15 protein-coding genes are annotated in these 14,196 nt (G+C 66.5%); 10 read left to right on the forward strand and 5 right to left on the reverse strand.

Annotation, left to right across the window (positions count from 1 at the left end; all coding sequences use genetic code 11):
* Positions 1-5 precede the first annotated feature (5 nt).
* From QRN25_RS16535 to ligA, 3 genes are all read left to right on the forward strand, one after another.
* Positions 6-158 carry a hypothetical protein gene (locus QRN25_RS16535; RefSeq protein WP_271181183.1) on the forward strand — a complete coding sequence of 51 codons (153 nt, stop codon included), beginning with the start codon at positions 6-8 and terminating at the stop codon, positions 156-158.
* 65 nt (positions 159-223) lie between these two features.
* Positions 224-1,888, forward strand: a complete 1,665-nt coding sequence (gene recN / locus QRN25_RS16540; protein WP_271181182.1) for a DNA repair protein RecN — start codon at positions 224-226, stop codon at positions 1,886-1,888.
* Between the two features lie 45 nt (positions 1,889-1,933).
* On the forward strand, positions 1,934-4,069 hold the full coding sequence (gene ligA / locus QRN25_RS16545; protein WP_285020324.1) for an NAD-dependent DNA ligase LigA: 2,136 nt from the start codon (positions 1,934-1,936) through the stop codon (positions 4,067-4,069).
* 113 nt (positions 4,070-4,182) lie between these two features.
* Here ligA and sciP read toward each other — a convergent pair whose 3' ends face one another.
* Positions 4,183-4,485, reverse strand: coding sequence for a CtrA inhibitor SciP (gene sciP / locus QRN25_RS16550; protein WP_271181180.1), 303 nt, complete (start codon positions 4,483-4,485; stop codon positions 4,183-4,185).
* 231 nt (positions 4,486-4,716) lie between these two features.
* On the opposite strand from sciP, the gene QRN25_RS16555 reads away from it, so the two are divergent.
* Entirely contained in the window at positions 4,717-4,992 is a 276-nt protein-coding gene (locus QRN25_RS16555; RefSeq protein WP_271181179.1) for a PilZ domain-containing protein, read from the forward strand.
* 21 nt (positions 4,993-5,013) lie between these two features.
* On the opposite strand, the gene QRN25_RS16560 is transcribed toward QRN25_RS16555, so the two are convergent.
* Both QRN25_RS16560 and bla read right to left on the reverse strand, forming a co-directional pair.
* Positions 5,014-5,916 (reverse strand): 50S ribosomal protein L11 methyltransferase, encoded by a 903-nt coding sequence (locus tag QRN25_RS16560; protein ID WP_285020325.1) that lies wholly within the window; start codon positions 5,914-5,916, stop codon positions 5,014-5,016.
* On the reverse strand, positions 5,913-6,809 hold the full coding sequence (gene bla / locus QRN25_RS16565) for a subclass B3 metallo-beta-lactamase (RefSeq protein WP_285020326.1): 897 nt from the start codon (positions 6,807-6,809) through the stop codon (positions 5,913-5,915). The genes QRN25_RS16560 and bla overlap by 4 nt, the downstream gene beginning before the upstream one ends.
* A gap of 150 nt (positions 6,810-6,959) precedes the next feature.
* Here bla and sdhC point away from each other — a divergent pair, with 150 nt between their 5' ends.
* The 6 genes from sdhC (at position 6,960) to QRN25_RS16595 (ending at position 12,633) form a co-directional block, all read left to right on the forward strand.
* Positions 6,960-7,355, forward strand: coding sequence for a succinate dehydrogenase, cytochrome b556 subunit (gene sdhC, locus QRN25_RS16570; RefSeq protein WP_008831297.1), 396 nt, complete (start codon positions 6,960-6,962; stop codon positions 7,353-7,355).
* Between the two features lie 12 nt (positions 7,356-7,367).
* Entirely contained in the window at positions 7,368-7,754 is a 387-nt protein-coding gene (sdhD, locus tag QRN25_RS16575; protein ID WP_008831298.1) for a succinate dehydrogenase, hydrophobic membrane anchor protein, read from the forward strand.
* Positions 7,754-9,562, forward strand: coding sequence for a succinate dehydrogenase flavoprotein subunit (sdhA, locus tag QRN25_RS16580; protein WP_036523815.1), 1,809 nt, complete (start codon positions 7,754-7,756; stop codon positions 9,560-9,562). The genes sdhD and sdhA overlap by 1 nt, the downstream gene beginning before the upstream one ends.
* 235 nt (positions 9,563-9,797) lie before the next feature.
* Positions 9,798-10,385 carry an HdeD family acid-resistance protein gene (locus QRN25_RS16585; RefSeq protein WP_285020327.1) on the forward strand — a complete coding sequence of 196 codons (588 nt, stop codon included), beginning with the start codon at positions 9,798-9,800 and terminating at the stop codon, positions 10,383-10,385.
* A 56-nt stretch (positions 10,386-10,441) separates the two neighbouring features.
* Complete coding sequence (locus QRN25_RS16590) at positions 10,442-10,840, forward strand: BlaI/MecI/CopY family transcriptional regulator (RefSeq protein WP_271181175.1); 399 nt, start codon at positions 10,442-10,444, stop codon at positions 10,838-10,840.
* Positions 10,837-12,633 (forward strand): M56 family metallopeptidase, encoded by a 1,797-nt coding sequence (locus tag QRN25_RS16595; protein ID WP_285020329.1) that lies wholly within the window; start codon positions 10,837-10,839, stop codon positions 12,631-12,633. The genes QRN25_RS16590 and QRN25_RS16595 overlap by 4 nt, the downstream gene beginning before the upstream one ends.
* Before the next feature lie 119 nt (positions 12,634-12,752).
* On the opposite strand, the gene QRN25_RS16600 is transcribed toward QRN25_RS16595, so the two are convergent.
* The gene (locus QRN25_RS16600) at positions 12,753-13,340 is read right to left on the reverse strand and encodes a hypothetical protein (RefSeq protein WP_285020330.1); all 588 of its coding nucleotides are present in this window, start codon (positions 13,338-13,340) and stop codon (positions 12,753-12,755) included.
* Between the two features lie 160 nt (positions 13,341-13,500).
* Positions 13,501-14,172, reverse strand: a complete 672-nt coding sequence (locus QRN25_RS16605) for a hypothetical protein (protein ID WP_271181172.1) — start codon at positions 14,170-14,172, stop codon at positions 13,501-13,503.
* Positions 14,173-14,196 lie beyond the last annotated feature (24 nt).

Genomic DNA, 14,196 nt, shown 5'->3' on the forward strand with positions numbered 1-14,196 from the left:
TGAACATGAAGCACGATTTCCCGTTCGAGCCCGACATCCGCGTCGAATCCGCCCAGAAGCGGACATGGCGACCCGAGCTTGCCGCCATCGTGGCCATATTCCTCGCGGGCTGGGCCGCGCTCGTCGCCCATTACTTGAACGGCAGTACGGGCTGGTAATCGCCTTTGCTTCGCGCGAAGCGGGGTGACGGGCGGTCACGCATCGGCTAGAACGCTTCGCGAACATGCTTAGCCGGCTTTCCATTCGCAACATCGTGCTGATCGAGGCGCTCGACCTCGATTTCGCCCGTGGCCTCGGCGTCCTCACTGGTGAGACCGGTGCGGGCAAATCCATCCTGCTTGATGCGCTGGGCCTCGTGCTCGGCAATCGGGCGGATAGTGGACTTGTGCGCGGGGGAGAGGATCGGGCCAGCGTCACCGCCAGCTTCGATGTCTCGGCGATTCCTGCTTCCGTGCTGGCGACGATCGACGACGCCGGGCTGGAGATCGAGCCCGGCGAGCCGCTCATCCTAAAGCGCCAGCTCAAGGCCGACGGCGGCTCGAAGGCTTTCCTCAACGACCAGAGCGTCGGTGTCGCCCTGCTTCGCGAGATCGCGCCCGCGCTGGTCGAGATTCACGGCCAGCATGACGATCGTGGTCTGGTCAACGCGCGCGGCCACCGCGCGCTGCTCGACCGTTTCGCGGGCGGTGAGGTCGCGGGGGTCGAGGCGGCGTGGAAGGACTGGCGCGGCGCGCAGGATGCATTGGAACTTGCACGCGAACGCGTCGCCCGCGCCGCCGAGGATCAGGACCTGCTGCTCGCGCATCTCGCCGAACTGACCACGCTCGCCCCTGTCGAGGGGGAGGAGGACGAACTCGCCGGTGCCCGCGCGCAGATGCAGAAGGGCGAAAAGCTGGCCGACGATCTCTCGGCCCTGCAGCACTTGTGGACCGGCTCTGATTCGGCGCTGGCGCAATTGCGCACCGCCTCGCGCCGCCTCGACCGTATCGCCGGAGAGCACGAACTGCTGGAAGAAGCGCTGGCCGCGCTCGATCGCGCCGTGATCGAGGCGAGCGAGGCCGAGGACAAGCTCGACAAGGCGGCCGAAGCGCTGGCCTTCGACCCGGCCGAACTCGACCGCATCGAGACCCGGTTGTTCGACTTGCGCGCCGTCGCCCGCAAGCAAGGCTGCCAGGTCGATGACCTGCCCGCGAAGATGACCGAGATGCGCGCCGCGCTCGACGACATCGAAGGCGGTAACGAGCATATCGTCGAACTGGAAAAAGCGGCGCAGAAGGCCGCGCTGGCCTATCGCGAGAAGGCGGGCGCGCTCCACGATTTGCGGCGTGCGGCGGCGAAAAAGCTCGACGCAGCCGTGGCGACGGAGCTGGCGCCGCTCAAGCTGGATGCCGCGAGGTTCCAGACGTCGGTGGTGCGTCTTCCCGAGGAGCGCTGGGGCGCTTCGGGCATGGATGCGGTGGAATTCCTCATCAGCACCAACCCCGGCTCGGACTTCGCGCCGCTCGGCAAGATCGCCAGCGGCGGCGAATTGTCGCGCTTCATCCTCGCGCTGAAGGTGGCGCTGGCCGAAGAGGGCGGTGCGGCGACGGTGATCTTCGACGAGATCGACCGCGGCGTCGGCGGCGCAGTAGCCGATGCTATCGGCGAACGCCTGTCGCGCCTCGCCTCCAGCGGCCAGCTGTTGGCGGTGACTCACTCCCCGCAAGTCGCGGCGCGCGGTGACCGGCACTACATGATCGCCAAGTCCAGCCAGGGCACCGTCACGCGCACCTCGGTAACACCGCTGACTGACGCCGAGCGCAAGGAAGAGATCGCCCGCATGCTCTCTGGCGCGCAAGTGACCGACGAGGCGCGCGCGCAGGCGGACAGGTTGCTGGTGCGGGTGTAAGCAGCAGACTGGTCCCGGCCCGCGCAACGTTGCATAGCGCAAATCATGACTGCCGATTCCCCGAACGAAGCCGAAGCCGCCAACGAACTCATGCGGCTTGCGCGCCAGATCAACCGCGCCAACCGCCTCTACCACGCCGAGGATGCGCCGGAGATCACCGACGCCGATTACGACGCGCTGGTGCGGCGTAATGCGGAGCTGGAAGCAGCGTTCCCGCATCTTACGAGACCCGATTCGCCCAGTAACAAGGTCGGTCACGAAGTCGCTGCCTCACCGCTCGGCAAAGTGACGCACGAGGTTCGCATGATGAGCCTCGACAATGCCTTCACCGACGAGGAAGTCGGGGAGTTCCTGACGCGCGTGCGGCGGTTCCTGTCACTTGCCGCCGAGGAACCACTGGTGATGACGGCGGAGGACAAGATCGACGGCCTCTCCTGCTCGCTGCGCTACGAGCACGGCAAATTGGTGCGCGCCGCTACGCGCGGGGACGGGCAGGTGGGCGAGGACGTTACCGCCAACGTCGCGCATATTGCCGACGTCGTGCAGGAACTCGAAGGCGAGGACATTCCCGAGGTCTTCGAGGTGCGCGGCGAAGTCTACATGGAAAAGGGGGCGTTCCTCGCCCTTAACACCCAGTTGATGGACGAGGCGCGCGCGCTCGCCGAAAGCAAGGGCGAGGCGTTCGACGACAGCAAGGTCCGCCAGTTCGCCAACCCGCGTAATGCGGCTGCCGGCTCGCTGCGCCAGAAGGATGCGAGCGTAACCGCCAAGCGCCCCTTGCGCTTCTGGGCGCACGGCTGGGGTGCAGCCAGCCATGTGCCCGGCGCGAGCCAGCATGAAGTCATCCGTCGTATCGAAAGCTGGGGCCTGCCGGTCTCGCCGCAATTCCGCCAGTGTCACTCGCTCGAAGAGATGCTGGCCGCCTACCGCGCCATTCGTGATGGCCGCGCCGCGCTGCCGTTCGAGATCGACGGGGTGGTCTACAAGGTGGACCGGCTCGACTGGCAGCAGCGGCTGGGCTTCGTCGCCAAGGCGCCGCGCTGGGGCATGGCGCACAAGTTCCCCGCGGAGCGAGCGGAGACCACGCTCGAATCGATCGATATCCAGGTCGGGCGCACCGGCAAGCTGACGCCGGTGGGACGCCTCAAGCCGGTGCTGGTGGGCGGCGTGACGGTCACCAACGTGACGCTCCACAACCGCGACGAAATTGCCCGCCTCGGCGTGCGTCCCGGTGACCGGGTGGTGCTCCAGCGCGCGGGCGACGTCATCCCGCAGGTGGTGGACAACCTCTCTCGCGAGGAGGAGCGCGCCGCTTACGTGTTCCCGGATCATTGCCCGCAGTGCCAGTCCGAGGCGGTCGCGGCCGAGGGTGAAGTCGACGTGCGCTGCACCGGCGGGCTGATTTGCCCGGCGCAGCGGACCGAGCGCCTGAAGCACTTCGTCAGCCGCGCCGCACTCGACATCGAGGGGTTGGGCGAAAAGACCATCGACGAATTTTTCGCGCAGGGCTGGCTCGAAAGCCCGGCCGACATCTTCCGTCTCCGCAGGCGCCGCGAGGAGATCCTGGCCCTCGAAGGGTGGAAGGACAAGTCTGTGGACAACCTGTTGGCGGCTGTGGAAAGCAAGCGCAGCCCCGACGCCGCCCGGCTCCTGTTCGGCCTCGGCATCCGCCACGTCGGGGCCGTGACCGCGCGCGATCTCCTCAAGCGCTTCACGACGCTTCCCGAACTGCGCGCTCTCGCCGAGCAGGCGCAGGTCAAGCAGGGCGAGGACGAAGTGAAGGCAGCAAGCGACGCCTATGCCGAATTGATCTCCATCGACGGCGTCGGCCCGGTGGTGGTCGAGGCGCTGGGCGACTTCTTCCACGAAGAGCACAACCGTACTGTATGGGACGACCTGTTGAACGAGGTGTCGCCGCCGCCCTACGTTGTCGAGACGAAGGAAAGCGAAGTCTCGGGCAAGACCGTGGTGTTCACCGGCAAGCTGGAGACGATGAGCCGCGACGAGGCCAAAGCGCAGGCCGAGCGGCTGGGCGCCAAGGCTGCGGGATCGGTATCGCCAAAGACGGACATTCTGGTCGCAGGACCGGGGGCGGGCTCGAAATTGAAGAAGGCGGCCGAGTTGGGGATCCGGGTGCTCAGCGAAGAGGAATGGGCCGAAATCGTTCGCGCTGCAGGATAAGGCAAAAGCAAAGCCCTCCCGCGAGCGGGAGGGCTGGGAGGCTGGCCTCAAGGCCGGCCGGTATGCGCTTCAGCTACGCGCGGCGTGCAGGGGGATACCGCAGCGCGATAGAATCAGCTGTAACGTCCGCGGCGCTCGTGCACCTGGCGGTAATGCTGGACGCGCGTTGCGCGCAGGCCGGCCATCCCCTCGCGTTCGATAGAGCGCTGCCAGGAGGCAAGCTCTTCGAGCGTAAGGTCGTAGCGTTCGCAGGCTTCCGCGATCGTCAGCAGTCCGCCGTTGACCGCAGCTACCACTTCAGCCTTCCTGCGTACCACCCAGCGCGAAGTCTTGGGCGGTGGCAGGCTGTCGATGCTCATCGGTTCGCCGAGCGGACCGGTGATGACCGTCGGACGGTCGTTCTTAACGTCTTCCATGGTTGGCCTCGTAAAAGCTGTCTGCCAACCCCCTGTCGATGTCTATTCTGCGTATTAAACCTTAACTTGAGGCAATCGCGGTTGGTTAATTGATGTTTACGATGTTTTACATATTCTCGGGGAAAAATTCATAAAAATGCAATCGATACAGAAGCCAAATCTTTACCGGCCGTTTACCAGTGTTAATTACCTTTACCTCCTGACCAGATCCATTGCTCAAGAGAGGTAAACGTGCAGAGCCGCCGCAAGCTGTCGACGCATGCTTCCGCCGTGGCGCGGCACGTGACTTCGGACGGCTGCCAGTTCGTTATCGAGCGGGCGGGCGTCGCTGCAGGCCAGTGCTTCAGCTTCGTGGTGGATGATTATCCGCCGGTGCGCGGCACCGTGCGCTGGGTGGTCAAGGACCGCGTCGGTTTCGCCTTCGACCGGCCGATCTCACGCGACGCACAGGCCGCGATGCTGCGGCGCAGTCGCGTGGTTCAGGGGCTGGAACTGCTTCCGGTGTGAGATTTCAGGGGCAGGCGTGTGTTAACGCCCCCGCTTGCGCATCCACAGGATCGACCAGTCGCCATTGACCATGCGCGCGGCGAGGCGCAGGCCTGCCTTGCGGCACGCAGCGCGCACGGCGGCTTCCTGCGTCTCCAGCAGGCCCGCCAGCAGCAGATGCCCGCCCGGGACGAGCGCCTTGCCGAAATCGGGGGCGAGGTGGACCAGCGGCCCGGCGAGGATGTTGGCGAGGATCAGGTCATAAGGCCCGCGGGCCTCCAGCACCGGATGGGTCATGCCGTCGGCCACTGTCATCACCAGTTCGCCGCGCCGGCCCCCCATCGTCACGCCGTTGGCCTCGGCATTGTCTTGGACCACGTTGACGCAGACGGCATCGATGTCGCTCGCGATCGCCAGCGTGCGCGGCCAGAGCGAGAGTGCGGCGAAAGCAAGCAGGCCGGTGCCGGTGCCGATGTCGGCGCAGTTGCGTACGACGAGCCCCTGCGCCTTCATGTGCGTCAGCATCGCCAGGCACCCGGCGGTCGTGGCGTGATGGCCGGTGCCGAAGGCCTGGCTGGCGGGGATCGCGAAGTCGAAGACGCCGGGCTCGTCCACTGCCGGGTGATCGGGCGTATGAACGTGGAAGCGTCCGGCGCGGATCGGCTCAAGCCCTTCCTGGCTGGCGACGAGCCAGTCGGTTTCCGGCAGTTCCTCGACGATCAGCTTGGGTTTCGTCTCAGCGAAAAGGACAGTGATCGCGGTTTTGTCCGCCCTGGTAGGCTTGCGGTCGAGCCAGGCTTCCAGAACCCAGTCCTCCGGCTGGTCTTCGGCGACCTCGCGGCCGGAAAGGACGATCTCGTGATCCCAGTCCCATGCGTCCTCGTGCGCGACAAGGGCAGCCTCGATGATAGGGCGGGCGGCAAAGACGGTGACTTTCCAGCTCACTTAGCATTTTCCTTGGCGAGACGCTGGGCGAGCCGCCCCTCGGCGGCCTTCGCATAAGCGCGGCAGGCGTCGTTGTCGGCTAGCGGCGTATTTCCGGCGAAGCGTTCCATCATCTCGCTCTGGCCGGGATGCGGGGTGAGCAGGATGTCGCAGGGCAGGGCGGCCATCACCGGCAGGCCCTTTCGGATCGCCGCAATGCGCTGCGGGTGATCGGTGAAGCGGTAGCCGTCAGACGAGATCGTCGAGGAGCTGTCCGCGTAGGCGATCCTGCGGCAGCCCAGCTTGGGCGCGCAGGAGGTCCACGTCCAACTTGTCGAGCCCGGAGCGTGCACCGGCGTTGCATGTGCGGTCAGCAGCAGATTGCCTACGGCTAGGGTATCCCCGTCCTTCAACACGCGATCGACGCGGACCGGGGCCATAGGGTCGAGACCGGCGAATTGCGGGTCGTCGGCGCTCGGCTTGCCGCTGGCGAGAGCCGCTTTCTGCGCGGGAAGGGCTGCAACTTTTGCACCCGTCGCTTGCTGCAGTGCGGCAAGCGCGCCGACATGGTCGAAGTGCTCGTGACTGGCAACAATCCAGCGCACGTCCTTCGGGTTGAACCCGGCGCGCCGGATGTTCGCCAGCACCAGCGGGGCGGCCTTGGTCACGCCCGCGTCCACCAGCACATGTCCCTTGTCGCCCGTCACCAGGATCGCGGAAATGCCGCAGGTCCCCACGTACCAGGTGTTCGCGAAAATGCGCGCAGGGGGAGCGGGATCGGCCCACTCGTCCTTACCCTCGCAAGCCTTGGCGAGCGTCGCTGGCGTCATCGCCCCCCGCCCTGCGGCGTGGACGTTGAAAGGAGAAGCTGCCGTCAGGGCAGCCAGCGCGATAGCCAGGGAGGTGCGACTCATGCGCGATGCTTTACGGCTCACCTGTCAGATAGACCAGTCCACCACGCAGATGTTGCGCCGCAGAACTTGCACCATGCGGCGATTTGTCTAAGGGGGCATGCAATAGGGCAGTTCATGACACTGCCGCAGGCAAGGGGATTCGTAAGCGCCATGGCAAACGCCGGGACCAAGAACCGTCCGCTCTCGCCGCACCTCCAGATCTGGAAGTGGGGCCCGCACATGTTCGTGTCGATCCTCCACCGCGTCACCGGCGATGGCATGGCATTCGCCGGCCTCGCTGTGCTGCTGTGGTGGCTGGGCGCGCTCGCCGGAGGCCCCGCCTCCTATGCGACCTTCGCGTGGGCGATGACGACGCCGATCGGCTATCTGGTGCTCGTGGGCATCTCGTGGGCCTTCTTCAGCCACATGGCGAGCGGCATTCGCCACTTCTTCCTCGACGTCGGGGCCGGCTTCGAACTGCAGGCGAACCGCCTGTGGTCGATCCTGTGCCCGGTCCTGGGTGTCGTTCTCACCGCCGCCTTCTGGGCGCTCCTGCTGCTTCGCTGAGGGTAACGAACAATGGGTAACGGAACCTCCATCGGCCGCGTGCGCGGCCTCGGCTCGGCAAAGGGCGGCGTCCACCACTGGCTGCTGCAGCGCTTCACCGCGATCGGCAACCTGATCTCGGTGCTGTTCCTGATCGTCTCGCTGGTGCTGCTGCCGGACTATTCCTACGGCACCATCGTCGAGTGGATCGCACGTCCGGTCCCGGCCGTGATGATGATCCTGCTGGTCGTCACGACTTTCTGGCACGCACGCCTCGGCCTGCAGGTGCTGGTCGAGGACTACCTGCACGACCACGCCAACAAGTTCGCCGCCATCGCCGCGCTGAACCTTGCCGCTTGCGGCGGGATCGCGTTCGGCGTGTTCTGCATCGTCCGTATCGCGCTGGGAGCACACGCCTGATGTCCGCGCCTGCCTACAAGATCATCGACCACACCTACGACACCGTCGTCGTCGGCGCCGGCGGCTCGGGCCTGCGCGCCACGATGGGCTCGGCCGAAGCCGGGCTGAAGACCGCGTGCATCACCAAGGTGTTCCCCACACGAAGCCACACCGTTGCGGCGCAGGGCGGCATTGCCGCGTCGCTCAAGAACAACACGCCGGACCACTGGACCTGGCACATGTACGACACCGTCAAGGGGTCGGACTGGCTGGGCGACCAGGACGCCATCGAATACATGGTGCGCGAAGCTCCCGCAGCCGTGTACGAGCTGGAGCACGCAGGCGTGCCCTTCAGCCGCAACGCGGACGGCACGATCTACCAGCGTCCGTTCGGCGGCCACATGCAGAACATGGGCGAAGGCCCGCCGGTGCAGCGCACCTGCGCCGCAGCGGACCGTACCGGCCACGCCATGCTCCACGCGCTGTACCAGCAGTCTCTGAAGTACGACGCGGACTTCTTCATCGAATACTTCGCGATCGACCTCATCATGGACGGCGGCAAGTGCGTCGGCGTGATCGCGCTGTGCATGGATGACGGCACGATCCACCGCTTCCGCTCGCAGGCCGTCGTGCTCGCGACCGGCGGCTACGGCCGTTCGTACTTCACCGCGACTTCGGCCCATACCTGCACCGGCGACGGCGGCGGCATGGTGCTGCGCGCGGGCCTGCCCCTGCAGGACATGGAGTTCGTGCAGTTCCACCCGACCGGCATCTACGGCGCCGGCGTTCTCATCACCGAGGGCGCACGCGGCGAGGGCGGCTACCTGACCAACTCCGAGGGCGAGCGCTTCATGGAGCGCTACGCTCCCTCGGCCAAGGATCTCGCCAGCCGTGACGTCGTCTCGCGCTCGATGGCGATGGAAATCCGTGAAGGCCGCGGCGTTGGGCCGCACAAGGACCACATCTACCTGCACCTCGATCACATCGATCCCAAGGTGCTGGGCGAGCGTCTGCCGGGCATCACCGAGAGCGGCAAGATCTTCGCGGGCGTCGACCTTACCCGCCAGCCGTTGCCGGTCGTCCCGACCGTGCACTACAACATGGGCGGCATCCCGTGCGACTATAACGGCCGCGTGATGACCATCGGCCCCGACGGCGATCCCGAAACCGTGGTTCCGGGCCTGTTCGCGGTGGGCGAGGCGGCCTGCGTTTCGGTCCACGGCGCCAACCGCCTGGGCTCGAACTCGCTGATCGACCTCGTGGTGTTCGGCCGCGCGACCGGCCTGTACCTGAAGGAAAACCTGACGCCGAACGGCACGCAGGCAGAACTGCCCAAGGATTCGGCCGATCTGGCGCTCACCCGCCTCGACCACTTCCGCAATGCCAACGGCTCGTCCTCGACGGCGGAAATCCGCACCGAGATGCAGCGCACCATGTCGCTTCACGCGGCGGTGTTCCGCACCGACGAACTGATGGTCGAGGGCAAGGAAAAGCTCGCCGCGACCTATCAGAAGATGAACGACATCAAGGTCACCGACCGCGGCCTGATCTGGAACTCGGACCTGGTGGAGACGCTGGAACTCGATAACCTGATCTCGCAGGCGACCGTCACCCTGCACGGCGCGCAGAACCGCAAGGAAAGCCGCGGCGCGCATGCGCACGAGGACTTCCCGAACCGCGACGACGTGAACTGGATGAAGCACACCGCGACCTGGTTCGACGGCTGGGGCGGCAAGGGCGGCGACGTTCGCATCGACTATCGCCCGGTGCACGAATTCACGCTGACCGACGACGTCGAGTACATCAAGCCCAAGGCCCGCGTGTACTGATATCGGCTGAGGCTGAAAACGAGAGGAGGGCGGCGCAGCGGCAAGGCTGCGCCGCCCTTTTTCGTTTCACCCCCAGTCCCTCCCGCAAGTGGGAGGGGAGAAAGTGCGAGAATGCCCCTCCCGCTTGCGGGAGGGGAGCGAGACTTGGGCCGCAGGCCCTAGTCGCAGCGGGGTGGGCGCGTCGGCGCGCAACCCTTCGCCCTGCCGTGCATTGCAGCGGGTGAAAGGAACCCCCATGCAACGCACCGACGTCGATCCCTTGTTTGAGCCCAATGTGCACCGCGACCCGCTCGTGCGCGAGATGGAGCGCGCGCCCGGTAGTACCTGGGGCTGGGTGATGGGCTACGGCGTGCTGCTGATCCTTGCTGCGCTGATCGTACTACTCAATCCGCTGGTGGCGGGCGTGGCGACCGGGCTGATCCTTGGTGTGATCCTCATCGTTGCGGGCGTGGCGGCGATCGCGGCGGGCTGGACCTCGCTGTCGAGCCGCGCACGGTGGACGGAGATCCTGCTCGGCGTCCTCGCGCTGCTGGCGGGCATCTTCGCTGTGGCAGACCCGGTTGCGGGCGCGCTGTCGCTGGTCATCGCCATCGGGCTATGGCTGGTCGTCTCCGGCGTGTTCCAGATCGCCTTCGCGCTCAAGGCCCGCCACGACAAGGGCTGGCGCCTGCTACTCGGCGTGCTCGACGTGGTGCTGGGGCTGGTCCTGCTGTTTGCCAGCCCGGCGACGGGCCTTGCTTTCCTCGCCATCATCGTCGCGATCAGCCTTACGGTGCGTGCGGTTTTCCTGATCCAGCTGGCCCTGCTGCTCAAGCGCAGCTGAGTTGACATTCACCCACCGTTCATGTTTACAGACGTAGTCGATTACGTGTGTAGACGATGGAGAGATGGGTGTCCGAGTCCCCTGAACAGCCCGACCGCATTTCCGAAGCCGAGCATGCGGTGATGGAGGCGCTGTGGCAGCGCTCTCCACTCACTGCCCAGGAAGTCTGCGAGGAAGTCTGCGGTCCGCGCGGCTGGAGCCTCGCCACGGTCAAGACGCTGCTGTCGCGCCTCGTCGCCAAGCAGGCGGTCGAGACCGAGCCTGACGGCAAGCGCTTCCTTTACTCCCCTCGCATCGCGCGTACAGTCTATGTCGGTGCGGAAAGCCGCCGCCTCGTGGACCGCCTGTTCGGCGGCCGCGCGGCGCCGCTTTTCGCGCACCTGGCGCAGAGCGAACAACTCAGCGACGACGACATTGCCGAGATCGAAGCCCTGCTGAAGGAGCTGAAGTCATGACCGAGTGGCTTACCGATACGCTTCTGGCGACCGGCGTGCTGATGGCGCTGGTGCTGCTCGTCCGCCGCCCCGTGGCGCGCTGGTTCGGCCCGGGCGCGGCTTATGCGCTCTGGGCGCTGCCGATGATACGGTTGGTGCTGCCTCCACTGGCGCTGCCCCGCTTCATGGAGCACGGCTTGCTGTCCAACCTGCATTTCGGAGTTGAGCCGATCACCGCGTCGGCCGCCGGGGTGCAGTCCGCCATACCGGTCGAGGCGGTCATGGTTCCCGCAGTCACTGAAGGCATTGCCGCACTGCCCGCCGCCGAAGTGGTTACCTCCACCTCGGTCGATCCGGGGCTGCTGGCACAAATGCCGTGGATGACGCTGGGGCTGGCCGTCTGGCTCGGCGGTGCGGTGCTGTTCATCGCCTGGCGCACCATCACCTATCGCTGGATGCGGCGTGACCTGCTCGACGGTGCGCGCGTCGTCGCGCATTCCGATACCGTACGCATTGTCGAGACATCCGCGATCACCGCGCCGCTTGCCTTCGGGGTGTTCGACAAGGTCGTCGCGCTGCCGCAGGGCTTTCTGGCGGACGCGGACTCCGAGACTTCCGACTTCGCCATCGCGCACGAGATGGAGCACCACGCGGGCAGCGACCTGCTGGCGCTGATCGTGATGCAGCCGCTGTTCGCGCTGCACTGGTTCAATCCGATCGGCTGGGCCGGTTGGCGCGCGGTGAGGGCCGATCAGGAGGCGTTCTGTGACGCGCGCGTCATGGCGGGCCGCACTCGAGCCGAGCGGGCGCGCTATGGCCGCCTGATCGCCTCGATGGCGGGCGGAACACGGCTTGGTCTGGCCGCGCCGATGGCCGGGCCGCTTTCGGGCGAGAAGCCGATCATCCAGCGCCTCAAGGCACTGGCGGCTGCCGATGTCAGCCCGACACGGCGGCTGCTCGCCCGCAGCCTCTTCGCGCTGGCCATCGTCGCGGTGCCTGCTACCGCGACGGTCAGCTATGCCGCGATGGACGAGGCGGAGGCCGATCCGGTCCCCGTGCCGGAAGCCCCCCCGCAGGCGCATCATTCGGCGATGCCGTACGCCCCGCAGCCGCCTGTGCCGCCTGAAGCTCCCGAGGCGCTGGCCGAGGGCGACCTGCCGGAGCCCCCCGAGGCGCCCGAGCCGCCGGAAATGCCGGATGTCGATATGGCGGAAGGCATCGCGGCGCCGGTGCCGCCGGTTCCTCCCGCACCTCCGGCTCCCCCTGCCGCCCCCTCCGCTCTCGCCGCACCGGCGCCTCGTCCGATGCCGAACGCCCGGGTCACGATGCGCAAGACGATGACGGCCGACGATGTTCGCCAGATGCACGACCGCTTGCGCAGCGCGGCGGATGCCCAGCGCAGCGTGGCCAATGCGCAGCGCCGTTCGACGGAAGCACAGCGCATGGCCGCAGAAGCCTTGACGCGCGCGCCCAAGGTGGAGGAATCGGTCTCGGCCGATGGCAAGCGGCATACCATTCGCATCGTGCAGAAGGACGGCTCGCGCGTTTCTGCCCGGACCATGGTGCTCGACGAGAATTGCCCCGCCGACAGCCGCCGCCGCGAGGCGAGCCGCGAAGGCAACGGGTCTAGTGCATCGGTGGTCATCTGCACCGGCGAGCCCAAGGCCGCGAAATTTGCGGCAGTGAATGCCCTGCGCAGCGCCCGGGCCTCGATCGCGGCAGACCGTGCGCTGGATGCGAAGGTCCGCTCGGAAATCCTCGCCGACTTCGACGGAGAGATCGCCGACGCCCATCGCGAGGCGAATGCGAATTGATATGGGCTAGCTAACTTCGGCTTGCTCAATCTCACCTCGTCATTGCGAGCGAAGCGAAGCAATCCAGGGCATTACTACGCCACCCTGGATTGCTTCGCTTCGCTCGCAATGACGAGTGTTCAGAGCGTCCGCAGCTTCGCCGAGGTGATGTGCCAGCCTTGCGAGATGCCCATGCCGCGATTGATCTGGCGTAGCGCATAGGTGCCGGTAAATCGCTGACGGCGGCCGTTATCGAGTTCGGCATCGACCGTCACCGGAACGGTCACGTAGATCGACCCGGCGCCGCCCTCGACGTCCGACACCTTGCCGATATCGACGTGGACGCGGCGGGTGTGGGCGTAACCGTCGCTGAACGCTTGCAAGGTCTGGCCGCTAGGGCCGCCATCCGGCCCCCACAGCGTCCATGCAGAGGCATAGTCGCGCGCGTTGATCGCGGCGTAGTAGCGATCGACCATGTCGGCGGCAGCCTCCTTGCCGATGGGATCGATACCGCCGCATTCCGGTGTCTTAGCCCACTCTTCACCGAGAATGGCACAGCCGCGCGCCACTTCGCTACGGATCATCGCGCAGGAGTTGGCGGCGTTGCATGGCGGGCGCGTCGCGTGAGAAACAGCGATACACTGCGCGACGAGCTTGCGCGCCGCCGCTTCGCCGATTTCGGACGAGCAGGCAATCGGCCCGGCTTCGGCGGCAGCGGAAGCGGGCATGCTGTGCGGTGGCGCCTCGGTAGACTCGGCGTTCAAGCTGGCGACAGGTGCTGACGAAGGCGCTTCGCTGGTCGCTGGCGCGGATGGCCCCCCGCCGCAGGCCGACAACATCAACGCGAGTGCACTGACCGTGCAAAGTGCCCGAAGCATCACGCGGCCGTCAGTTCTTGGGGACTGGCTGGCGGGCGTCGGGTTCGGTCTTGAAGGCAAGGTCGCGATCGGACTTCGCGTCGGCCTTGGCCTCGGATTTCGCCTTCTTCTTCGCGTCCTTTTCCTGCTCCATCGCCTTCAGTTCGTCCATGCGCGCCTGGACCACGCTGGCCGGGGCAGGGGAGGCGGGATAGCGGCAGCCCTTGGCCGAGCCGACGCCCTTGAGGAAGCCGCGGCGGGTCAGGCCCGCCTGGATCGCCGCATTGACCTTGCGGTCCTGCGCGTTGGCGCCCGAGACCTCGCGGATCAGGCCACGGAAGGGGATGAACGAGGCGACCACCCACTTGCCCACGCGCCCGGCGCTGATCCGGTCACGCTCCTCGGCGGGAAGGTCGATGTCGGGGCCGAGAACTTCGTCGAGCTGCTGGATCGCCCCGGCGATCTGACGGCACTTGGTCAAGCCGCTCAACGTGTAGGGCTGCGCGGTGGCCTTGACGAGGAGCGGGGGGATTTCGCCATCACGCCCTACGTTGAGGTCGTTCACGGGGGTCTTAGCCACGTCCATCGCATCGGGATCGCGCGAGGTTATCGGCTTGTCTTCCTGCCGTGCCGTCGCTGGCGAGGCCACAATGCCCGCACTCAAACTCGCAACGACGATCGCACCCAGCCACTTGCGGCTCATGTCCCTGTTCTCCTGTCCCCGGCG

Origin of the sequence: Novosphingobium sp. fls2-241-R2A-195 (genome assembly GCF_030209485.1) — a bacterium.
Taxonomy (GTDB): domain Bacteria; phylum Pseudomonadota; class Alphaproteobacteria; order Sphingomonadales; family Sphingomonadaceae; genus Novosphingobium; species Novosphingobium resinovorum.

Coding starts and splice junctions, on each gene's coding strand:
- QRN25_RS16535 (WP_271181183.1), top strand. CDS start 6: ATGAAGCACGATTTCCCGTTCGAGCCCGACATCCGCGTCGAATCCGCC.
- recN (WP_271181182.1), top strand. CDS start 224: ATGCTTAGCCGGCTTTCCATTCGCAACATCGTGCTGATCGAGGCGCTC.
- ligA (WP_285020324.1), top strand. CDS start 1,934: ATGACTGCCGATTCCCCGAACGAAGCCGAAGCCGCCAACGAACTCATG.
- sciP (WP_271181180.1), bottom strand. CDS start 4,485: ATGGAAGACGTTAAGAACGACCGTCCGACGGTCATCACCGGTCCGCTC.
- bla (WP_285020326.1), bottom strand. CDS start 6,809: ATGAGTCGCACCTCCCTGGCTATCGCGCTGGCTGCCCTGACGGCAGCT.
- sdhC (WP_008831297.1), top strand. CDS start 6,960: ATGGCAAACGCCGGGACCAAGAACCGTCCGCTCTCGCCGCACCTCCAG.
- sdhD (WP_008831298.1), top strand. CDS start 7,368: ATGGGTAACGGAACCTCCATCGGCCGCGTGCGCGGCCTCGGCTCGGCA.
- sdhA (WP_036523815.1), top strand. CDS start 7,754: ATGTCCGCGCCTGCCTACAAGATCATCGACCACACCTACGACACCGTC.
- QRN25_RS16585 (WP_285020327.1), top strand. CDS start 9,798: ATGCAACGCACCGACGTCGATCCCTTGTTTGAGCCCAATGTGCACCGC.
- QRN25_RS16590 (WP_271181175.1), top strand. CDS start 10,442: ATGGAGAGATGGGTGTCCGAGTCCCCTGAACAGCCCGACCGCATTTCC.
- QRN25_RS16595 (WP_285020329.1), top strand. CDS start 10,837: ATGACCGAGTGGCTTACCGATACGCTTCTGGCGACCGGCGTGCTGATG.
- QRN25_RS16600 (WP_285020330.1), bottom strand. CDS start 13,340: ATGCCCGCTTCCGCTGCCGCCGAAGCCGGGCCGATTGCCTGCTCGTCC.
- QRN25_RS16605 (WP_271181172.1), bottom strand. CDS start 14,172: ATGAGCCGCAAGTGGCTGGGTGCGATCGTCGTTGCGAGTTTGAGTGCG.